Below are 21,400 nucleotides of genomic sequence, written 5' to 3'. Positions count from 1 at the left end.
GGTAAGCCTCCTCACGAACGCTGATGCGGATGACTGAACATGGCTTCTGTTGCTGACACAACAAGCACCCCGACAAACGCTTTCACCGCTGCCTCAACACTCGCTGGAAAACGGGTGCTACTCGGGGTTAGCGCGGGTATTGCTGCTTACAAAAGCGCGTTGCTTGTGCGCCTGCTTAAGCAAGCGGGCTGCGAGGTGCGTGTGGTAATGACCGATGGGGCTCAGGCCTTTATTACGCCGCTCACCCTGCAGGCGCTCTCCGGTGAGCCGGTGCGCACCTCCTTACTCGACCCGGAAGCCGAAGCGGGCATGGGCCATATTGAGCTGGCCCGCTGGGCGGATGTAGTACTCATCGCCCCAGCCACGGCCGACTTAATCGCTCGATTAGTGCACGGCATGGCTGATGATTTGCTCACCACGCTCTGCCTGGCCTCAGAAGCGCCCAAGCTGATTGCCCCGGCAATGAACCAGGCGATGTGGCGCCACCCGGCCACTCAGCGCAATGTGGCGCAGCTGCAGCAAGATGACTGGCAGCAAATAGGCCCTGCCGCGGGCGATCAAGCCTGTGGTGATGTGGGGCCTGGCCGCATGAGTGAGCCTGAAGAGATATTTAGCGCCGTGATGACACTGTTTGCAGCGCCACCTTCTCCTTATTACGGCTCCTCCGCCAGAACTCCTCATGTAGTGATCACCGCTGGCCCAACTCGCGAACCGTTGGACCCGGTACGCTATATTTCCAATCACAGTTCGGGAAAAATGGGCTTTGCTTTAGCTGCAGCGGCAGTGGCGCAAGGCGCTAAAGTGACGCTGATCAGCGGGCCAGTTAACTTACCCACCCCGCCGGGCGTTACGCGGGTTGACGTTGAGTCAGCCGAGCAGATGCACAGTGAAGCACAGCGGTTAGCGCCTCAAGCGGCGCTATTTATCGGCTGCGCGGCGGTTGCTGATTACCGTGCGGCGGCACCCGCCGAGCACAAGCTCAAGAAGCGGGACGATAGCGACACTCTCACCCTGACCCTGGTGAAAAATCCTGACATTATCGCCAGCATAGCGGCGCTTCCCGCTGGGCAGCGCCCGCTGGTAGTTGGCTTTGCCGCCGAAACCCAAGAAATAGAGCGCTACGCGCAGGATAAACTGCAGCGCAAAGGGCTGGATATGATCGTGGCTAACGATGTTTCCCAGGCGGGCCTGGGGTTTGGCAGCGATCAGAATGCCGCCTGGTTACTATGGCGCACCGCAGAAGGCGTTGAAAGCCGGGCGGAAGCACCCCAGCCGAAAACCCAGCTGGCCGCTACGATCATTCACCAGGCGCTCACCCTGCTATCGACGACAGCATCTGAAACAACTTCTACTAACGCTTCTGGAGAATCCCAATGAGTGCCCGCCCCCGCCTGCAGTGCAAAGTATTAGATGAACGCTTGCACGACTACCTCCCTACCTATGCAACGGCAGGCTCTGCAGGCATGGATCTACGTGCCCTGCTGGACACGCCACTGACCTTGACACCCGGCGACTGCCAGCTCGTGCGCACGGGTATTGCCATCTATATTGAAGACCCAGGCTTAGCAGGCATGATTCTGCCGCGCTCCGGTTTGGGGCATAAGCACGGCATTGTACTGGGCAACTTGGTGGGCTTGATCGACTCCGATTACCAGGGCGAGCTGATGATTTCGGTCTGGAACCGGGGCCAGAGCGACTTTACCCTTGCCCCCTTCGACCGCCTGGCACAGTACGTGCTTGTGCCTGTTGTGCAAGCCGAACTCACTCTTGTGGACGCGTTTGAAGACTCACTGCGGGGAAGCGGCGGGTTTGGCAGCACCGGCAGTCAGTAGCTATTAGCAATAGCCATTAGCAGTAGCAATTGACAGGACGTGGTTAAGAAACCTTTGCAAGGCAATTTCTGTTTAGCTGGGAAGCCTATGAACGCACAGACCGTACCCGCTTCGATTTTTCGCGCCTACGATATCCGCGGTATCGTTGACGACACGCTCACCGAAGAGACGGTAGAAATGATCGGACGCGCCGTTGGCTCGGAAGCCGCCGCACGGGGAGAATCCAGCGTGGTAGTCGCACGCGACGGTCGCCTTTCAGGCGCTCGGCTGCAAGCAGCGCTGATGCGTGGCTTGAATGCTGCAGGACGAGACGTTATTGATATCGGCATGGTGCCCACGCCGGTGCTGTACTTCGCCACCCATATCTTGCCAGGCACCCAATCAGGCGTGATGGTTACCGGCAGTCATAACCCGCCTGATTACAATGGCTTTAAAATCGTGCTGAGCGGCGAAACGCTCTCCGGCGATGCGATTTCCGCGCTGTTTGAGCGTATTCAGTCTGGCAACCTGGAGAGCGGTCAAGGCAGCATCACCCAGCAGGATCTCCGCGAAACGTATTTAGCGCGCATATTAGGTGACGTTAAGATCAACCGGCCGATCAAAGCCGTGGTCGACTGCGGCAACGGGGTTGCTGGCGAGCTAGGCCCGCAGCTGCTGACCCGCTTGGGCATTGATACAACTGCGCTGTTCGATGAGATCGATGGCCACTTTCCCAATCACCACCCGGATCCTGGCAAACCGGAAAACATGCAGGATTTGATGCGCAAGGTGCAAGAAACGGGCGCTGATATCGGGCTTGCCTTTGATGGCGATGGCGACCGAGTAGGCGTGGTCACCTCCACCGGCAAGCTGATTTATCCCGACCACCTGCTGATGGTATTTGCCACCGATATGCTCACGCGCCTGCCCGGCGCCAAAGTGATTTTTGACATCAAGTGCACCGGCAATCTAGTCAAAGTGATTAGTGATGCTGGGGGCGAGCCTGAGATGTGGCGAACCGGTCACTCCCTGATCAAAGCGCGCATGAAAGAGACCGGCGCTCAGTTGGGCGGAGAGATGAGCGGACATATTTTTTTCCAAGAGCGCTGGTATGGTTTTGACGATGGCCTTTATGCCGCCGCTAGGCTGGTAGAAATTCTCGCCAACCAGCCTGACGATGCGGATACTTTTTTCGCCACATTTCCCCAAGACGTTGGTACCCCGGAAATAAATATTGCGGTTACCGACGCTAACAAATTTTCTCTAATGGATAAGCTTGCTCGCGAGGGCGACTTCGGCGAAGGTATCAAAACCACGTTAGATGGCATTCGCGTTGATTACCCGGATGGCTGGGGATTGTGCCGCGCCTCCAACACCACGCCTGCCCTGGTCATGCGCTTTGAAGGGAAGGACGATGCCGCCCTCGCACGTATCAAAGCGGTATTTAATAACGCGCTACAGCGCGTCGCGCCAGATATCGAGCTGCCCCAGTAATGGGATAGCTCTTCACAAAGTCAGGCACTGAAGGGATCGCGCGCTTAGAAAGCGCGACCCTCACGACACAATCGACATAAACGTTAGCAGCATAATAAACGTTCGCAAGGGACAACCTCATGAGTTCAGCCAGTCGCGACCCGCAGGTCGTTGTGGAGGTGCTTTCCGAAGCCCTCCCATATATTCAGCAGTTTTCCGGTAAAACCGTGGTGGTCAAATACGGCGGCAACGCCATGACCGAAAGCACCCTGATTGACTCCTTTGCCCGCGATATCGTGCTAATGAAGGAAGTCGGCATCAATCCGGTAGTGGTGCACGGCGGCGGGCCGCAAATCGGCGACCTACTCAAAAAGCTCAATATCGAGTCACGCTTCGTCAACGGCATGCGCGTCACCGACTCGCAAACCATGGACGTGGTCGAGATGGTGCTGGGCGGTTTGGTTAATAAAAGCATCGTGAATCTGATCAACCAGAGCGGCGGCAAGGCGATCGGCCTGACCGGCAAGGACGGCGCGCAAATTCGTGCCCGCCAACTCAAGGTCGAACATCAAAGCCCCGAAATGACGGCCCCGGAAATTATCGATATCGGCCACGTGGGCGAAGTGGAGTCGATCTCAACCGAGTTGATTGAGATGCTGGCAGCGCGCGACTTTATCCCGGTAATCGCCCCGATTGGCGTCGATGCTGCGGGCCATAGCTACAATATCAATGCTGACTTGGTAGCGGGCAAGATTGCCGAAGCGCTTAACGCTGAAAAGCTGATGCTGCTCACTAACGTCGCCGGACTCATGAACGCTGAAGGCGAGGTGCTCACTGGCTTAACCACCACACAAGTCGATGCCCTGATCGAAGATGGCACTATCTATGGCGGCATGCTGCCCAAAATTCGCTGCGCACTGGATGCGGTGAAAGGCGGTGTGAATAGCTCGCACATTATTGATGGCCGTGTCCCCCACGCGGTATTGCTGGAAATTTTCACCAATGCTGGGGTGGGCACCCTAATCACGGACGCGAGCTAACCGCGACGGAGGGCACATCATGAGCGAAGATCAAAAACCTCGCCGCCGCGAGCAGATACTCCAAGCACTGGCATTGATGCTTGAAGAAGACAGTGGCAAACGCATTACTACCGCCGCTCTCGCTCGTCAGGTAGGTGTTTCAGAAGCAGCGCTCTACCGTCACTTCCCCAGCAAAGCACGTATGTTTGAGGGGCTGATTGATTTTATTGAAGAGAGCATTTTTGAACGCATTACGCGTATTTTAGACGACGTGCCCGACGCCACTACCCGTTGCGGCACCATCTTGGCGCTGCTACTGGGCTTTGCTGAGAAAAATCCTGGGCTGGCCCGGGTGATGGGGGGCGACGTACTCACCGGCGAAACAGCCCGGCTACGCCAGCGGGTTAATCAACTGTTTGAACGCCTGGAGATGCAGCTCAAGCAGATTCTGCGCGAAGCCGAGCTGCGTGAAGGTCTGCGCCCTACGATTCCCGCTTCCGCCGCCGCTAATTTGCTAGCGGCCCAGGCAGAAGGCCGGATTTCGCAGTACGTACGCAGCGACTTTAAGCGCCTACCCACCGAACACTGGGAAGATCAATGGTCGCTGTTATCTGCGCAACTACTGCGCGCCGCGGCACAGCCCGCCTAGATTAAACCGCAGATGAAGGCTACACAAAAAAACCGGCACCTTTTGCAAGGGCCGGTTTTTTAATACGACAAATACTACCAGCTGACTTAAGCCACCATCGGCTCGCCCATTTTCTGGCGCAGCTTTTTCATCGCATTCTTTTCAAGCTGACGAATACGCTCAGCGCTGACCCCATAGACATCGGCTAGGTCGTGCAGCGTCTCTTTACTATCGGCTAACCAGCGACGCTGCAGGATATCCCGCGAGCGCTCATCAAGCCCCTCAAGCGCGACCTGTAACCGGCGCGTCGAGTCTTCCTCGAAGTTGCTATCTTCCAACTGCGTGGCAGGGTCTGATGCGGCGTCATCCAGGAAATGCACCGGCGCCTGATAGGTACTCTCTTCATCATCGCCTGCGGGCGCATCAAAGCCAGCATCGTAAGAGGAGAGACGCCCTTCCATATCGCGCACGATCTCAGGCTTAACGTCGAGATCTTTAGCAATGGCGGACACTTCGTCGTTGTTCAGCCACGCCAAGCGCTTCTTCGCGCTACGCAGATTAAAGAACAGCTTACGCTGTGCTTTGGTGGTGGCAATCTTGACGATACGCCAGTTACGCAGCACAAATTCGTGAATTTCCGCTTTGATCCAATGCACGGCAAAAGAGACCAGACGAACGCCTTGATTAGGGTCGAAGCGCTTGACGGCTTTCATTAAGCCGACGTTACCTTCTTGAATTAAATCGGCTTGGGGTAACCCATAGCCAGAATAACTACGCGCAATGTGAACCACAAAGCGCAAATGTGACATCACTAAACGCCGAGCAGCTTCTAGATCACCGTCATCGTAAAGGCGATAGGCGAGCTCTCGCTCTTCATCAGCGGTTAAAACCGAAATTCCATTAACTGCGCGGATATAGCCGCCCAGATCACCGCCGGGTGAAAGCTGCCCCACCGGTATAAGACTAGTGCTCATGTGCAGGTGGTCTCCCCTGTAACCCATCGTGGTTGACGTAGCACGTTATCAATAACCTATTACCTTAAATTCTGTCCTACAAAGACCCTATCGCGAGAATAAGGTTCACGCGCTATTGAATCGGCCTGCTGAATCATTTTGGGCGGATACTTGAGAGATGGCGAGTTACCGCCAACCAAGCACCCAACCAGCCTAGTAGTGTACTGCAAGATAGCAGAATTGTAGAGCCTGTCACGTCGAGTTGAGGTAATGAGAAGCTGGCACCGTAGCTCGCCGCCAGGGCAGCTACCGGGAGAGAAAGCCAATGATTCCCCAGGCCTAACAGACCCAGCGCTAACAGCCCACCACCGACACCGTACCAAGCCCCGCTGTACAGAAATGGGCGTCTGACAAAGGCGTGAGTGGCGCCAATCAGCATCACCACTTCAATCTCGCGGCGGCGACTTTCCACCGACAGGCGAATAGTGTTGCCAACCACTAGCAAAACGCCCAGGCCAAACAGCGCTCCCAGCGCCAGGGCAACGCGCCTTCCCAGTTCAGCCAGATTCCTCAGTCGCTCCACCCAGGCCAGATCAAGACGCACCTCATCAACCCCAGAAAAGGCTTCAAGCGTAGCAGCCAACTGCTGCATGGCGACCGGTTCGATGCTTGACGGGTGCACCACGATACTGATGGGCAGCGGGTTGCTCTCCAAACCCGCCAAGGCATTATCCAGCCCCAGCGACTGCTGAAACTCCGCCATGCCCTGCTCAGCGCTGATCAACCGGGTTTCGAGCACGCTCTGCTCAGCGTTGACCGCTTCTTCTATACGTTGCGCCTGGGCAGCGTCGGTGCTCAATTCCAGATAAACGGTAAGCGTGGCGCTTTCATCAAGCTCGGCATCCAGCAGGCGCGCACTGTCCAGGGTCAACCACAACGCAGCGGGCAGCACCAGGGCAATGGCGATGGCTAGCATCGTCAGCAGGTTACCCAAGGGATAACGTACCAAGCGCTGAAAACTATCCCACGCCATGCTGCGATGGTGGCGTCCCCAGGCCCGCAGGCGGCTGGAAAAGCGCGTTTGCTGGGAACGCGCACCTCGCTGTGAGGGTTTATCGGCCAGTGGTTTAGCAGCGGCTTTACGCGGCGTTTTTAATGCCGCTCCCTGCTGGCGCCTTGGGGTCGCGGAGGACTTCATGCTGCCCCCTCGTCGGCCACCAAACGACCATCGCTTAAACGCAGGATGCGGTGGCGCAACTGGGCAATCAGGGCCAAGTCGTGGCTGGCGATCATTACCGTGGTACCAATTCGGTTAAAATCCTCAAACAGCGCCATAATATCCGCTGACAGCTGTGGATCCAGATTACCCGTGGGCTCATCGGCAAGCAGTAGCGCAGGCTTATTGACCACCGCCCGGGCAATACCGACGCGCTGCTGCTCGCCACCCGACAGTTCTATCGGCAACGCCTTTTCACGGTGCAGCAGCCCCACTTTATCTAACGCTGCACGCACGCGGCGGGCGGCTTCACGGGGCTCAACCCCTTGGATCTCCAGTGGCAGCGAGACATTGTGGAAAATACTGCGATCAAATAGCAGTTGGTGATCCTGAAAGACCACGCCAATCTGACGCCGATAGAACGGCACCTGACTGGCATGCAGTTGGGCAATATCGTGCCCCGCCACGACGACGCGTCCGCGACTAGGTTTCTCAAGACGCATCACTAAGCGTAGTAGCGAGCTTTTCCCCGCACCGGAGTGGCCGGTCAGAAACACCATCTCGCCCCGAGCGACCCGAAAGTTGAGATGCGCCAGGGCTTCGAAACGACCGCCGTAGCGTTTTCCCACATGCTCAAAGGCAATCATGCGCTGGCATCGTCCCCTTGGCGGTCAAACAGCGCGTGGACAAAATCATTAGCCTCGAAGGGGCGCAGGTCGTCGATACCCTCCCCTACGCCGATAAAGCGAATGGGTGTTTCCAACTGTTTGGCCAGTGCAAAGATAATGCCGCCTTTGGCGGTGCCATCCAGCTTGGTTAGCGTGATCCCGCTCACTGGCACGGCATCATTAAAGGTGCTGGCTTGGGATATAGCGTTTTGCCCGGTGCCCGCATCCAACACTAGCATCACCTCGTGTGGCGCGGTGTCATCTAGCTTCTGCATCACCCGGTGGACTTTTTTCAGCTCTTCCATCAGGTGGCTTTTGTTATGCAGCCGCCCGGCGGTGTCGGCGATCAGCACATCTACACCTCGCGCAGTGGCGGCCGCTACCGCATCGTAAATTACCGAGGCGCTGTCCGCACCGGTGTGCTGGGCGATCACCGGCACATGGTTGCGTTCGCCCCATACTTTGAGCTGCTCAACGGCCGCGGCACGAAAAGTGTCACCAGCCGCCAACATAACGCTTTTGCCTTCGCGCTGAAACCGCTGAGTGAGCTTACCGATGGTGGTGGTTTTACCCACGCCATTAACACCCACCACTAAAATAACAAACGGCCCCTTGCCCGCTTTCTCCAGCACCAGCGGCTTGGCGACCGGCGCCAGCATGGTGGACAGCTCTTCCTGCAAGCCACGGTAAAGCGCCTCAGGGTTATTTAGCTCTTTGCGTGAGACGCGCGCTTCCAGGCGGCCAATAATCTCGGTCGTCGCGTCAATACCGACATCGGCCATTAGCAGCTGCGTTTCCAGATCTTCCAGCAGCTCGTCATCAATCTGTTTCTTGCCTAAAAACAGATCGGCGATGCCGTCGGTTAGATTGGCGCGGGTTTTCCCAAGGCCTGATTTGATGCGCGCAAACCAGCCTTTCTGTTCGCCTTGCTGTTCACTTTTTTCGGCGACTGGCTTTTCCTGTAAAGCAGGACGTTGAGCCGTTTCACGAACTGGCTCTGGGGCGGGCGTTAGCTCTGGCTCTGGCTCTGGCTCTGGCTCTGGCTCTGGCTCTGGCTCTGGCTCTGGCTCTGGCTCTGGCTCTGGCTCTGGCTCTGGCTCTGGCAAAGTATCCGGCACGGGCGGGACCTCCTCAACGGCTTCCGAAGAGGTATCTGGAGCCTCAATGCCCCCCTCATCAGCTCGCTCTTGAGGCTGATCTTTTAGACGCTGTTCTTCCTCTGGCGCCTGCTGCGGGTCTTGCTTATTCTTACGCTTAAAAAAACCAAACATGTGTGTTACTCAATATAAATAGTGAACATTAAGGTTATGCTAACACCCTAACCCGAGACTTTGGATAAGCAGCCCGCTACAATCCGCCTCATGACACGACAACGCTCCTCCCGCTCATCCGCTTCCCGCCGCACGCCTGCTCAGCGAGGTGGCAAACCGCTTGGTAAATCACTTGGCAAACTGCGCATTATCGGCGGTGAGTTTCGCCGCCGCCAGCTGCCCATATTGGATAGCCCCGGCCTGCGCCCAACACCTGACCGCGTGCGTGAAACGCTGTTCAATTGGCTAGGGCAGCAGCTTTATGGTCAACAGGTACTCGACCTCTTCGCCGGTACCGGCGCACTCGGAATTGAAGCGGTCTCTCGCGGTGCGGCCTGTGTCGATTTTGTCGAGCGCGACCCGCGGGTGGCAGCGCAGCTGTCGACTAATCTGACCTCTCTGCATATTACCTCAAGCGCGGTGCATATTAACGATGTTCAGACCTACCTGACACGTCCTGCACAGCCCTATTCACTGGTATTTCTCGACCCGCCCTTTCATCAGCAGTTGGCCGAACCATGCTGTAAAGCGCTGGAGAGTGGCGGCTGGTTGAGTGACGGGGCAATGATTTACCTAGAAACCGAGACATCGCTTGCCCCAGAGGTGCCCGCCAACTGGCAGTTACACCGCGAAACCCAGGCGGGTGAAAGCACCGCACGGCTCTATCAACGTCACCAGCGGTAAACAGCGCTTGCCGCCACGCGGTGGTGGCGTTACGCTCGCTTCATTCGTCCCTGCTGGCAAGCTTTCCGCTTGTTTTTTTGGGTACTTTTTTACTACCGTTTTTTTGGTCTCGTTTTTACGCTAGGGAGATATACATGAGCTTGGAACTATTTAATCAGCTTGAACAGAAAGTCACCGATACTGTTGATGCGCTGGAAATGATGAAACTGGAAAATGAAGAGCTGCGTGGCGAAAACGCCAAGCTGAAAGAGGAGCGCGAAGAGTGGGAGCGTCGCCTCAATAGCCTACTCAGCAAATTCGATAGTCTCGACACGTCCAGCGCCTCTTAATCGACGCCACTCGCGGCCGACAGAGTCTCACGACCAGCTTAGAGTGTCCGCGACATCAGCAGTGCATCCTCGCGCCCAGCGGTACTTTGTGCAGCTGGGTCGCTTGGGGCCGAATGAGCGGCCTGAGCCGGGTAGTATCCTTTCCGGTACCCGTCTTCGGTAAGCCCCATGCGCTGATAGAGCCGAATAGCGCTTAGATTCCCCACTCGCACTTCCAACAACAGTCGCTCGCTTGACCAGCGTTGGGCTTGCGTTAAAACGGCTTCCATCAATGCCAAGCCCGCCCCACTGCGGCGGCACTCAGGCACAACCCCTATCGCTTGCAGCTCCGCCTCAAACGGCAGTCGCGCCACGATGGCATAACCTTGCAGCTTTTCACCCTGCCACCAGCCCACTACACAGGTGTCTTGGCTGCCCAGTGCTTCCAGCATTTGTGAGTCGGAGGTACCGCTTTGCGCCTGACCCTCAAGAGCCGTCAATAAGGCTAGATGCTCAACGCTAAGCTCAGTGATCATTAACTGCTGGCTCAGCGACGGTTGAACTATCGCGCGTCCACTGCTGGTTTAAGGCCTGCAGCTCTGGCCACAGAGCGCGCTTACTATGGGTACCGTCGAGAAGGGCGGCAAGCGCTGGCCCCTGCCAGACAGGTAGCGAGAGCGTGTGACTTTGGCCTTCGTTCACGTTCAGTATACGATCCAGCGGCGCTTGGCCAGCGCCCAGCTCGCCCCACCAGAGCAGCCGGGTTAGCTGCCACTCCTGCCGACTTACTTGGCCTGCAATAAAGGCTGCTAACCCTTCGCGCGCTTCATCTAGTGGGTCCTCAACAGCAAAGGCATTGGTCATTTGCGGCCAAGTAAAGTGCGTTACTTCCGGCAATGCGCTCTGCTGAATACCCGCTGCTTGAAGTAGATTAGCCAACATTTGCTGCTCAAGTGCACGCATTTCGCCCGCTTGCAGCACTAACCAGCGGCCATTAAGGCATAGACAGGAGAGGGAGAACTTAAGGGGCTTGGCTGGCGTAGCAAGTGTTGCATCAGCAGTAGGCTCAGCCTTATCGGATTGGGCGCCAACCTGCTTGGTTTGGCTCTGTTTGGCTTGGTCCGATTTTTCTGAGCTGGGCTTATCCTTCAGCAACAACGCGCGTACTGCCGAAGGCGAGGCTATCGCCTCGCCTGACGCCTGAGGTTCAGGCGCGTTCCGCCTTGGAGCGGGGGCATCATCCAACAGCGCCTGCAGCCGCTCCCGGGGTGGCGTAGGGGCTGGCGCAACATCGTCCCAATCGCAGGCTTCAGTAGGCAGTGCATTGGGTAGTTGGTAGCGCGAGCCCCAGGCGGTAATGCCCATGGCGTCCAGATAGTGGCGCCGAATAACTTCCTGGTTCACTTTCCGCCGCCACGGCAGTTGGGCGAATTCGGACGCTCTCCGCCACGCGCCTGCCACTCGGCGGGCGTATAAAGATGCAGCGCCAGGGCATGCACCGGCCCTGACAGCTCATCGGCCAGCAGCGCATAAATCTGCTGGTGGCGCTTCACCGGCATCATGCCGTCGAAGGCATCGCTTACCAGCGTCACTTTGAAGTGGGTTTCAGAGTTCGCGGGCACGCTGTGCATATGGCTTTCGTTTTCAACCTGCAGCACATCGGGCGCGAGTGCCGCTAACTTCTGCTCAATCTGTGTCTGCAGCGTCATGGGGGTCTCCTTGAGATTACAAACCATTTTATTGTACGCGCTTACTGCCCGGCAGACGATGCCCGACGAGCGTGTAATGCACGCCTTGCCAGTGGCATACGTGCAACGCTTGCCAATAGCGCTAGCAGCGTGGTTACCGCCCCCAACCAGAGCGTTACCTGCACCGGCCACCCCAACGCCAGGGCGGCGCCGACCAGAGCGACGCCGAACGACTGCCCCACCGTGCGCGTGGTGCTCATTACCCCTGAAACGTTAGCGCTGCGCTCCGGCGGCAGGCTGCCCATCATTTCGCGATTATTGGGCGGCTGGAACAGCCCAAAGCCAATGCCACATAACGCGGTGCGCCATAAACTGCCGGCTACTCCGGTCGACTCATCAACTAACGCCAGCGCAATCAGGCCAATGATCAGCAAGCTAAGCCCTGTACTGGAAAGAATACTGGGATTAATTCGGTCGGCTAGGCGCCCGGCCACAGGGCCAACGAACATGATAGCCAGCGGCCAGGGAGTGAATAGCCAAGCGGTTTCCAGCGGTGAAAACCCCATCTGTTCCTGGTAGAAAAATGACAGGGCAACAAACGTAAGACCCTGGCCAATAAAGGCAAGCCCAGAGGCAGAAACGGCCAGCGTAAAGCGCGGCTCGGCAAATACGCTAAGCGGCAGTAATGGATAAGGCGCACGACGCTGGCGGGCAATAAAACCGGCACAGGCCAGCACCGCCAGTAGCGCCCAGCCACCGCTTTGCCAAATCGGCGCGGCGTGGCTCACGGCGTCCATGGCAATAAAGAAGCTGGCCAGCATAACGATCGAGAGCAATGCCCCAGCCACATCGAAGCTGCCTTTTCGCCGCTCGTCTTGGGGCAAGGCACGCTTGGCCAACCATAGCGAGCAGAGGCCCAGCGGCACATTTAAGGCAAACAGCCAGGGCCAGTCGGCAAACGACAAGATCACCCCGCTCAATGTGGGCCCCGCGGCGTAGCCACCGGCCACCACCAACGCACTCAAGCCCAGCGCGCTACCCAGCAATCGCGAAGGGAAAATAGCCCGATACAGCGACGGACCAATGGAGAGCGTCGCGGCGGCGCCCAGCCCCTGGAAAGCGCGAAACACCAGCAGCGTTTCCAGGTTACGCGATAGCGCTGCCCCCAGCGCAGCAGTAACAAAGGTCGCCAGCCCGAACAGGTAAAGCCTGCGCCGCGTGATCAACTCGCTAATGCCCGCGAAGACGAGCAAAAAAGCCGCACAGACCACTTGAAAGAGGTTGGTGATCCATACCGCTCGGGATGCCGACACATTTAGATCCGCAGCGATGGTGGGCAGCGCCAGATTGATCATGGTGGTGTCCACCACCGCCATCAAGGTACCGGTTACCAACGCCAGCACGGCCAAGGCACGCTCAGGCCCAGGCAGGCCATCGTCGCCAGGGCGAGTTTCAAAAAGTCGCATAGCGAAGTCCTAGGGAAGAGATTTCTTTAAACGAAACGGCTAAAACCATTATTTTCAGAATGCTTATTTTCAAAACCGCCGTCTTCAAAACTATTGTTTTCAAAACAATTATCTCGAAAACAATTAACTTGAAAACCATGAGCTTGAAAACAAAGAAACCGGCCTAAGCCGGTTTCTTTGTGCGCTAAATAGCCGTATCAAACAGCCGCGCAGGCAGCACTGAGCTTGCCTAAAATATTAGCACGCTAATCCTGCTCACTGTCTAATAACAATGCATCATCCACTTCGGAAATCTCAAGGGCTGTTTCGTCGTCCAAATCAATTGCTAAGTAGCTATGTTCAACGCGCACAAATTCTTGAAACAGTGCCCAATCGATCTTGTCTGGCCACTGGCGCTCATCCTCTTCCCAAGCGCGCAACTCAGTCTCGAGAATTTCCACGCAGCGCTCGCGCACAAACGTTTCCAGCGCCTCCGGAGTATCCATCTCTGGAATCAGATAAATAGTACTTTCACGTTCGACGTCGTCCAGGGTCAGGTCGTCGTCTCCCATGGTGGGTTCCAGCGCGTTGATCCAGTCCACAAAGGACTGGGTCGGCCTGACGCTCAGTGCGGAGCGGTTAAGCAGTTTCATGGGATTCTCCTCGCCGTCGAAACGTTGACCATTATGGGCGCTATAACGGGCCCTTACCAACTTTTCATCCGCTATCGAATGGTTTAAACCACTTCGGGGCGCATCGCCGGGAATAGCAGCACATCACGAATGGAAGGGCTGTCGGTAAACAGCATCACCAGGCGATCAATACCGATACCTTCTCCCGCGGTAGGCGGCATACCGTACTCCAATGCCCGCACATAATCCGCATCGTAGTACATCGCCTCCAGGTCGCCAGCGTCTTTTTCCGCTGACTGGGCGCGGAAACGCTCTGCTTGGTCTTCGGCGTCGTTGAGCTCCGAGAAACCGTTGGCAATTTCACGCCCACCGACAAAGAACTCAAAGCGGTCGGTGACGAAGGGGTTAGCGTCGTTACGCCGCGCCAACGGGCTGACTTCAGCCGGGTACTCGGTGATAAAGGTGGGCTGATCCAACTTGTGCTCGGCCACTTCTTCAAAGATTTCCGTCTGCACCTTGCCTAGACCCCAGCTCTCCTTGACCTTGATACCCAGTTTTTCAGCCATGGCCCGCGCAGCGTCCAGCGAATCCAAATCATCATCGGCAATGCCGTCGCCGTGATCAAGAATTGCCTGGCGCAGCGTCAAGCGGGTAAACGGCTGACCAAAATCATAGCTCGCGCCCTGATACTCAATCACCGCGCTGCCCAGCACTTCTTCAGCCGCTGTGCGCAGCATAGCTTCGGTCATGTCGAGCAGGTCGCGGTAATCCGCATACGCCCAGTAGAACTCCACCATGGTGAATTCTGGGTTGTGCCGCGTTGATAACCCTTCGTTGCGGAAATTGCGGTTAATCTCAAACACTTTTTCAAAGCCGCCCACCACTAAACGCTTGAGGTAGAGCTCAGGCGCAATACGCAGATACATGTCGATATCCAGCGCATTGTGATGCGTAATGAAAGGCCGTGCCGCCGCGCCACCGGGGATCGGCTGGAGCATGGGTGTTTCCACTTCCATAAAGCCACGGGCTTCAAAGAAGCGACGCATGGAGCTGATCACCGCTGCGCGAGTCTCAAATACTTTGCGCGACTGCGGGTTCATGATCAGATCCACATAGCGCTGACGATAGCGGGCTTCCATGTCGGTCAGGCCGTGAAACTTATCGGGCAGCGGGCGCAGGCTCTTGGTGAGCAGATGAGCCTCTTTCATCATCACGTACAGATCGCCCTTGCCGGATTTATGTACCGGTCCATGAGCGGCGACGATGTCACCGATATCCCAGCTTTTAACGTCTTCAAGCACGTCAGCGGGTAAGCCTTTCTTATCCACGTAGAGCTGGATTTGCCCTGCCACATCCTGAATAACGATAAATGGCCCACGTTGACGCATCACACGACCTGCCACAGCGGCGTGGTGATCCAGCGCTTCAAGCTCGGTCTTTTCTTTATCGCCAAAGGTGTTTTGCAGCTCGACGGTTAAGCTATCGCGGCGAAAGTCATTGGGAAACGCACTTTTTCCCTGCTCAGCGGCGCGCTCGCGGCGAGCGGCCAGCTTGGCACGGCGCTCGGCGATCAGGTGGTTTTCGTTGTCTGCAGGAGACACGTCTTGGTTAGCCATGGGGCACCCTGTTCATGTTCAAACGCTAAAAAATTACAAACCTTGCTTTAAGCTGGCGACGATAAACTGATCAATATCCCCGTCGAGCACTTTATCGCAGTTGCTGGACTGCACGCTGGTGCGCAAATCTTTAATGCGCTGATCATCCAGCACGTAAGAGCGAATCTGGCTGCCCCAGCCGATATCCGCCTTGGAGTCTTCGGCTTCCTGCTTAGCGGCGTTGCGCTTTTGCATCTCATGCTCCCATAACCGCGCCTTTAACTGCTTCATGGCAAAGTCGCGGTTAGCATGCTGGCTGCGCTGTCCCTGGCAGGCCACGACAATACCAGTCGGTTCGTGGGTGATCCGCACCGCTGAATCGGTAGTGTTAACGTGCTGGCCGCCCGCGCCACTGGAACGGTAGGTATCAACGCGCAAGTCCGAGGGATTAATTTCCACTTCGAAACTGTCGTCAATTTCCGGGGACAGGAATACCGACGCGAAGGAGGTGTGCCGACGACCGCCGGAATCAAACGGGCTTTTACGCACTAGGCGGTGCACACCGGTTTCGGTACGTAGCCAACCGAAGGCGTAATCGCCCTGAACATGCACGGTGGCCGACTTTATGCCTGCCACTTCGCCTGCGGAGATTTCGGTGATATCGGCTTTAAAGCCGTGGCTCTCCGCCCAGCGTAGGTACATGCGCAGCAAAATATTGGCCCAGTCCTGGGCTTCCGTCCCACCGGAACCGGACTGAATTTCCAGGTAGGCGTTATTGGGGTCCATTTCGCCGGAGAACATGCGCCGAAACTCAAGCTTTTCTAACGCGGCTTGCATGCTGTCCAGCTCTTGGCGCACCTCATCAACGGTACCTTCGTCCTCTTCCATTTCAGCCAGCTCTAACAGATCCCGGCTATCGCCAAGGCCTTGCTCAAGATCGTCAATAGTGGCCACGATGGCTTCGAGGGAGGCGCGCTCTTTGCCTAACTTCTGCGCGTAGTCTGGATCATTCCAGACATTGGGGTCTTCCAGTTCGCGGGTAACCTCTTCTAGCCGATCTTTCTTCTCGGCATAGTCAAAGATACCCCCTAAGAACGTCTGTCCGCTCAGACAGGTCCTTGATCTGGTTGTGAATCGGGTTGGTTTCCAACATGGGATCGCCCTAGCTTTGTCTGTATCTGGTCGTACAGAGGTGTATCGATCAGAAAAGCGCATAGTGTAACGAAAGCCGACACGCCCCGCATCCAATGGCCTGTCACAAGGCAATAAAAAACCCGGCGGGCGCCGGGTTTCGTTGGTAACGGGCTCTTAAAGGCTTAAAAGCGATAGGTTAACTGCGCGCCAAAACCGTGAGCTTCGTTTTTGTAGTCTGCGGAGTAAGTGGCACCACCTGCTCCATTTAGCGAATCATTACGCTGCTGATCTACAAAAGTGCCACGCTCGGTTAGATAGGAGTAAGCAAAGTCTAACGTCATATCAGGCGTAGGGCTCCAGCCTGCGCCCAGAGAGAATATACGACGATCATCAGAGGGAATGCGTACGCTACGGTCTTCATCATTAGATGGCGTAAAGTCTAGTGTTACCCCAGCGCGGAGCGCCAATGTGGGTGTTAGCTGATACTCGCCGCCAGTGGCAAAGGCCCAAACATTTTCATAGTTTTGCGGCTCTTGGGTAATAAGACCACCTTGATCATTCACAACCCGAATTTCTTCAAACTGGCTCCAGCGCACCCAAGAGGCGCCAAACATCAGTTTAAGGCGGTCAGTCATCTGTTGAGTTAGTGAGAAATTAACTGTTTCAGGTGTGGTTAAATCTAAATTAGCGTTACTTTGAAGAGGAGCACCCGTACTTGGATTTGGGGCTGTTGTGCCATCCGGAGCAATGGCCCTATAGTCACCTTCAAGCTCATAGTCAACTTTCGAACGGTAAGTTAGACCCAACGTAGTTTCGGGTACCGGGCGATAGATAACACCTAAGTTATAGCCCCATGCTTCATCTTTACCTTCAACACGTGCATCAATGTCCGTAGCGGGGTCATAATTAAGACCACTCGGAACTTGACGACGAAGCTCACCTTCTACTTGGTTGTAAGTCACACCCGCACCTACCGCCCACTGCTCATTAAAGCGATAAGCAACCGTCGGCTGGGCACTGACTACCGTCAGCTCGGTGTAATTGCCAAAATAGCGGCCTTGGAAATCATCTTCATAATCAGTTTTAGAGCCAAACGGCGCATATACACCAAAACCAAACGCTAGCTGATCATTGACGGGGTGCGCATAGAAAGCAAAGGGAATCGCTGTACCCGGCACCATATCTCCATCATTACCCCCAGGGATACTGCCTACAGGAATTTGGCTACCGCTTGGCCCTACACCAGTGGCCAAACCTGAGTCTAAAGTACGAGAAGCTTCGGCGTTAGAAATATCAGTACTAACGTTTAGATAAGTAGCACCTGCAGTAATCTGCGCCCGGTCTAAAAACGACATACCCGCCGGGTTGCCGTATACGATGGTGGCATCATGCACATTCGAGCTTCGGCCTGCATGGCCATAGCCCTGCCCACTAACGCTCTGCTCATTAATTTGGTACCCGCCCGCATGGGCTTGGCTGGCGAAGGCTGCTGTGATGGCAGCAGCCAGGTTGAGCTTATTAAATTTATTATTCATAGTGGGCCTCTCTTCCCGATGATCCAGTGGATACCGACGATCCACCCTCTTTATTTTTTACATGACTGTTTTCTCGCACCTGGGCCAAAGGTTCAAGGGCAAACGTTCGTTTTATTTAATTTTTGCCTTATACATTAGTCGCACGGCCGTTTTAAATCAGTGTTTTAGTCATTTTGGCTGATAGCCAAAGACACCCTTGACCTATGGGTTACCCATAGGTTCTACACTTGGATAGTCATTAGTTAACAAGCTGGGAGAACAGGTCATGAAAGTTAATGAGCTTGCCAAACGAGGCGGCGTCACCGCGGAGACCGTGCGCCATTACGCTCGTGAACAGCTGCTTGCCCCCCAGCGGCACCCCGATAACGGTTATCAGCTATTTTCCGATACCGACTTAGAGCGGCTGCGCTTTATTCAACGGGCGCGCAAATTAGGTTTTAGCGTGGCGGAGATTCGCGACATCCTGACCCACGCCGACCAAGGTGACTCCCCTTGCCCATTAGTACGCGACCTACTCGCTAGCCGTTTACCACAAGTACGCGCACGCATTGCCGAGCTCGAAGCGCTAGCCGAACGAATGGAACAGGCCATGGAGAGCTGGCAGAAAATGCCCGACGGGTCTCCCGACGGCCACAGCGTGTGCCGCCTGATTGAGAGTTTTCCTGACTCCACGTCTACCAAGGAGGCCCCATGAGTGACTCCTCTACCGAAGCCGCCTCAGGCGTCAGCACTGCCAATGACGCCACCACACGAACCATCCCCGGCATGAGCTGCCAGGGCTGCGTTAAGCGTATGCGCGAGGCGATTCAAACTATCGACCCTGACGCTGACGTGATCGGCACGCCTAACGAAAAACGCCTTGAGGTGGTTTCGACGTTAACCGACGCCGAGCTTGATCAATGCTTGACCGAGGCGGGCTATCCGCCAACAGTCCCAAACGCTGCTGATAAGCAGCCAGATAACGCGCCACCCGCTGAAGCTGAAAAGGCTGCAAGTCACCCTTCCCATTCTCAAGGACATGGCCAGGGCAAAAAGCAGCGCTTGGCGATTAGCGGGATGACCTGCGCCAGCTGTGTCAAAAGCGTTCAAAAAGCGCTTGAACGTACCGAGGGTGTGGACACCGCCAGCGTCAATTTTGGCACCCACTCCGTCCAAGTGTTTGGCAGTGCCGAGACCCAAGCGTTGATCGCCGCCGTTGAGTCAGCGGGCTACGGTGCCGAGCCAATTGTGGATATGCGAGAAGCCGAACGCACCCGGGTAGAGCAGGATGCCAAGACCTACCAAAAACGGCTGCGCGGCAGTGCTATCTCGCTGGCATTGGCGATCCCCCTCATGGTTAGCATGCTGTTTTTCCACCCTCATCCTATGGGGCTAGGGCGTCTCTACTGGTTGCTGATTGGTCTATTAACCCTGGGCATTATGGCCTTCCCAGGGCGGCACTTTTTTGTCAACGCCTGGAAGCAGTTTAAGCATCGCCAAGCCAATATGGATACATTGGTTGCCATGGGCACCGGCACTGCCTGGCTCTACTCCATGACGGTGGTGCTGTTCGCACCATGGTTACCGGAAGTCGCTCAAGGCATCTATTTTGAAGCTTCCGCCATGGTGATCGGGCTGATTCTGCTCGGCAATGCCATGGAGCTTCGCGCCCGGGGGCGCACTAGCAATGCTTTAAAGCGCCTGCTTGATCTACAGAGCCGAACAGCGCGGGTTATTCGCGATGGTCAAGAGCAGGAGGTTGAGATCGATGCCGTGCAAACGGGCGACCACGTTCGTGTGCGGCCCGGCGAACGCCTGCCTGTGGATGGCCGGGTAACCGAAGGCGAAAGCCATATCGACGAGTCGATGCTTACCGGCGAACCCCTACCGGTAGCGAAGCGTGAGGGGGATGAAGTCAGCGCTGGCACGGTGAATGGCCGTGGCGGGCTGGTCTATAAAGCAACGCGAGTAGGCGCCGACACCCGGCTGGGCCAGATTACCGAGCAGGTGGCAAGCGCTCAGAACTCGCGGCCTCCGATTGGCGAGCTCGCCGACCAGGTCTCCAGCGTTTTTGTGCCTGCGGTAATGATCATTGCCGTATTGACTGCCCTGGTGTGGTTCAACCTAGGGCCCGCTCCCCAAGTGATCCATATGCTGGTGACGGCGACCACCGTGCTGATCATTGCCTGCCCCTGCGCGCTGGGCCTGGCCACGCCAATCTCGACCATGATAGGCGTCGGTAAAGCAGCGGAGCACGGGGTGCTTGTGCGCAGCGGCGAGGCGCTGCAAACCGCGAGCAAGCTGACCACGCTAGTCGTCGATAAAACCGGCACGCTCACCCAGGGCAAGCCCAGTGTTACTGATGCACAGATGTTTGGCGTGGAGCAATCTACCGTGCTGGCGCTGGTGAACGCGCTTGAGCGCGGCTCCGAACACCCCCTAGCAGCGGCGTTAATGAACTACGCAGATGAACACAACGCCCCCTCTGCCGAGGTTAATGGTTTCGACAGCGTGACCGGTGGCGGGGTAAAAGCCCAAACCGCTGATGGCAAAGCGCTGCTGCTGGGCAATGCGCGCCTGTTAAGCGAGGCCGGTGTGGATCTCAAAGCAGGTGAAGAGCAGGCTCGTGCTCTGGAGGAGCGGGCCCGCACGCTGGTTTATCTAGCGGTAGATGGAAAACTGGCCGCGCTTTTTGGCATCAGCGACCCGCTTCGCCACGACACGGTGGCCGCGATCAAGCGCCTTCAGAAAGACGGCTTAACCATCGTTATGTTAACCGGGGATAACGAGCACACCGCCAAAGCCATTGCCCGGGAGGTGGGCATCGATGAGTTTCGCGCGGGCTTGTTGCCTGAAGACAAGCACACCGAGATTGAGCGCCGTCAAAAGGCAGGGGAAATCGTTGGCATGGTGGGCGATGGCATCAATGATGCCCCAGCGCTGGCCCGAGCGAATGTGGGCTTTGCGATTGGCCAAGGCACCGATGTGGCGATTGAGAGCGCGGGTATCACGCTAATGCGTGGCTCGCTGCACGGAGTGGCGTCTGCGATAGAGATCAGTCGCGCCACGCTGCGCAATATCAAACAGAACCTGGTGGGCGCCTTTGGCTACAACCTGCTGTGTATTCCTATCGCGGCGGGGGTGCTTTACCCGCTCACCGGCATGCTGCTCTCACCGATGATAGCGGGCGCTGCCATGTCACTCTCTTCCATCACCGTGGTGAGTAATGCCAACCGCTTGCGGCTATGGAAAGCTAGCCAGGAGGAATCCTCATGAGCTTACTGATCAACTTGGCAGGCCTGGGGCTTATCGCACTGATTGT

21 protein-coding genes are annotated in these 21,400 nt (G+C 56.4%); 9 read left to right on the top strand and 12 right to left on the bottom strand.

Annotation, left to right across the window (positions count from 1 at the left end):
- Positions 1-39 precede the first annotated feature (39 nt).
- The 5 genes from coaBC (at position 40) to slmA (ending at position 4,952) form a co-directional block, all read left to right on the top strand.
- Positions 40-1,377, top strand: a complete 1,338-nt coding sequence (gene coaBC, locus HUO07_RS04210; protein WP_176302510.1) for a bifunctional phosphopantothenoylcysteine decarboxylase/phosphopantothenate--cysteine ligase CoaBC — start codon at positions 40-42, stop codon at positions 1,375-1,377.
- Positions 1,374-1,832 carry a dUTP diphosphatase gene (gene dut, locus HUO07_RS04205; protein WP_176302509.1) on the top strand — a complete coding sequence of 153 codons (459 nt, stop codon included), beginning with the start codon at positions 1,374-1,376 and terminating at the stop codon, positions 1,830-1,832. The genes coaBC and dut overlap by 4 nt, the downstream gene beginning before the upstream one ends.
- An 87-nt stretch (positions 1,833-1,919) precedes the next feature.
- Positions 1,920-3,305 carry a phosphomannomutase/phosphoglucomutase gene (locus HUO07_RS04200; RefSeq protein WP_176302508.1) on the top strand — a complete coding sequence of 462 codons (1,386 nt, stop codon included), beginning with the start codon at positions 1,920-1,922 and terminating at the stop codon, positions 3,303-3,305.
- A gap of 119 nt (positions 3,306-3,424) precedes the next feature.
- Positions 3,425-4,324, top strand: a complete 900-nt coding sequence (gene argB, locus HUO07_RS04195; protein WP_113268485.1) for an acetylglutamate kinase — start codon at positions 3,425-3,427, stop codon at positions 4,322-4,324.
- Positions 4,325-4,343: 19 nt separating this feature from the next.
- Complete coding sequence (gene slmA / locus HUO07_RS04190) at positions 4,344-4,952, top strand: nucleoid occlusion factor SlmA (protein WP_176302507.1); 609 nt, start codon at positions 4,344-4,346, stop codon at positions 4,950-4,952.
- 86 nt (positions 4,953-5,038) lie between these two features.
- On the opposite strand, the gene rpoH is transcribed toward slmA, so the two are convergent.
- The 4 genes from rpoH to ftsY all read right to left on the bottom strand — a co-directional run bounded on the left by rpoH (position 5,039) and on the right by ftsY (position 9,039).
- Positions 5,039-5,905, bottom strand: coding sequence for an RNA polymerase sigma factor RpoH (rpoH, locus tag HUO07_RS04185; protein ID WP_008959900.1), 867 nt, complete (start codon positions 5,903-5,905; stop codon positions 5,039-5,041).
- A gap of 133 nt (positions 5,906-6,038) precedes the next feature.
- On the bottom strand, positions 6,039-7,082 hold the full coding sequence (gene ftsX, locus HUO07_RS04180; RefSeq protein WP_176302506.1) for a permease-like cell division protein FtsX: 1,044 nt from the start codon (positions 7,080-7,082) through the stop codon (positions 6,039-6,041).
- Positions 7,079-7,747 (bottom strand): cell division ATP-binding protein FtsE, encoded by a 669-nt coding sequence (ftsE, locus tag HUO07_RS04175; protein WP_008959902.1) that lies wholly within the window; start codon positions 7,745-7,747, stop codon positions 7,079-7,081. Before ftsE ends, ftsX begins: the two co-directional genes overlap by 4 nt.
- Entirely contained in the window at positions 7,744-9,039 is a 1,296-nt protein-coding gene (gene ftsY, locus HUO07_RS04170; RefSeq protein WP_176302505.1) for a signal recognition particle-docking protein FtsY, read from the bottom strand. Before ftsY ends, ftsE begins: the two co-directional genes overlap by 4 nt.
- A 90-nt stretch (positions 9,040-9,129) precedes the next feature.
- Here ftsY and rsmD point away from each other — a divergent pair, with 90 nt between their 5' ends.
- Both rsmD and zapB read left to right on the top strand, forming a co-directional pair.
- Positions 9,130-9,762, top strand: a complete 633-nt coding sequence (gene rsmD, locus HUO07_RS04165; RefSeq protein ID WP_176302504.1) for a 16S rRNA (guanine(966)-N(2))-methyltransferase RsmD — start codon at positions 9,130-9,132, stop codon at positions 9,760-9,762.
- Positions 9,763-9,896: 134 nt separating this feature from the next.
- Entirely contained in the window at positions 9,897-10,091 is a 195-nt protein-coding gene (gene zapB, locus HUO07_RS04160) for a cell division protein ZapB (protein ID WP_008959905.1), read from the top strand.
- A 38-nt stretch (positions 10,092-10,129) separates the two neighbouring features.
- Here the strand turns inward: zapB and HUO07_RS04155 are convergent, their stop codons facing one another.
- The 8 genes from HUO07_RS04155 to HUO07_RS04120 form a co-directional block, all read right to left on the bottom strand.
- Entirely contained in the window at positions 10,130-10,606 is a 477-nt protein-coding gene (locus HUO07_RS04155) for a GNAT family N-acetyltransferase (RefSeq protein ID WP_176302503.1), read from the bottom strand.
- The gene (locus HUO07_RS04150; protein WP_176302502.1) at positions 10,596-11,474 is read right to left on the bottom strand and encodes a hypothetical protein; all 879 of its coding nucleotides are present in this window, start codon (positions 11,472-11,474) and stop codon (positions 10,596-10,598) included. The genes HUO07_RS04155 and HUO07_RS04150 overlap by 11 nt, the downstream gene beginning before the upstream one ends.
- Positions 11,471-11,779, bottom strand: a complete 309-nt coding sequence (locus HUO07_RS04145; RefSeq protein ID WP_035564934.1) for a BolA family protein — start codon at positions 11,777-11,779, stop codon at positions 11,471-11,473. Before HUO07_RS04145 ends, HUO07_RS04150 begins: the two co-directional genes overlap by 4 nt.
- A 41-nt stretch (positions 11,780-11,820) precedes the next feature.
- Positions 11,821-13,224, bottom strand: coding sequence for an MFS transporter (locus HUO07_RS04140; protein WP_176302501.1), 1,404 nt, complete (start codon positions 13,222-13,224; stop codon positions 11,821-11,823).
- Positions 13,225-13,469: 245 nt separating this feature from the next.
- Positions 13,470-13,856: a hypothetical protein gene (locus tag HUO07_RS04135; protein ID WP_176302500.1), complete on the bottom strand. Its 387-nt coding sequence runs from the start codon at positions 13,854-13,856 to the stop codon at positions 13,470-13,472.
- Between the two features lie 83 nt (positions 13,857-13,939).
- Entirely contained in the window at positions 13,940-15,451 is a 1,512-nt protein-coding gene (gene lysS, locus HUO07_RS04130; protein ID WP_176302499.1) for a lysine--tRNA ligase, read from the bottom strand.
- 33 nt (positions 15,452-15,484) lie between these two features.
- Positions 15,485-16,583, bottom strand: a protein-coding gene (gene prfB / locus HUO07_RS04125; RefSeq protein ID WP_101147687.1) for a peptide chain release factor 2 whose coding sequence is annotated in 2 segments (ribosomal slippage) — positions 15,485-16,507 and positions 16,509-16,583 — 1,098 coding nt in all. Because the reading frame shifts where the segments join, the coding sequence is not laid out codon by codon here.
- A 163-nt stretch (positions 16,584-16,746) separates the two neighbouring features.
- Positions 16,747-18,099 (bottom strand): OmpP1/FadL family transporter, encoded by a 1,353-nt coding sequence (locus HUO07_RS04120; RefSeq protein ID WP_176302498.1) that lies wholly within the window; start codon positions 18,097-18,099, stop codon positions 16,747-16,749.
- 265 nt (positions 18,100-18,364) lie between these two features.
- On the opposite strand from HUO07_RS04120, the gene HUO07_RS04115 reads away from it, so the two are divergent.
- Complete coding sequence (locus HUO07_RS04115) at positions 18,365-18,793, top strand: MerR family transcriptional regulator (RefSeq protein WP_176302497.1); 429 nt, start codon at positions 18,365-18,367, stop codon at positions 18,791-18,793.
- Entirely contained in the window at positions 18,790-21,354 is a 2,565-nt protein-coding gene (locus HUO07_RS04110; protein ID WP_176302496.1) for a heavy metal translocating P-type ATPase, read from the top strand. The genes HUO07_RS04115 and HUO07_RS04110 overlap by 4 nt, the downstream gene beginning before the upstream one ends.
- Positions 21,355-21,400 lie beyond the last annotated feature (46 nt).

This window comes from Vreelandella maris, assembly GCF_013371085.1.
GTDB lineage: Bacteria > Pseudomonadota > Gammaproteobacteria > Pseudomonadales > Halomonadaceae > Vreelandella > Vreelandella maris.
The sequence above is the reverse complement of the archived record's forward strand: the minus strand, read 5'-3'. Positions and strand labels throughout refer to the sequence as shown.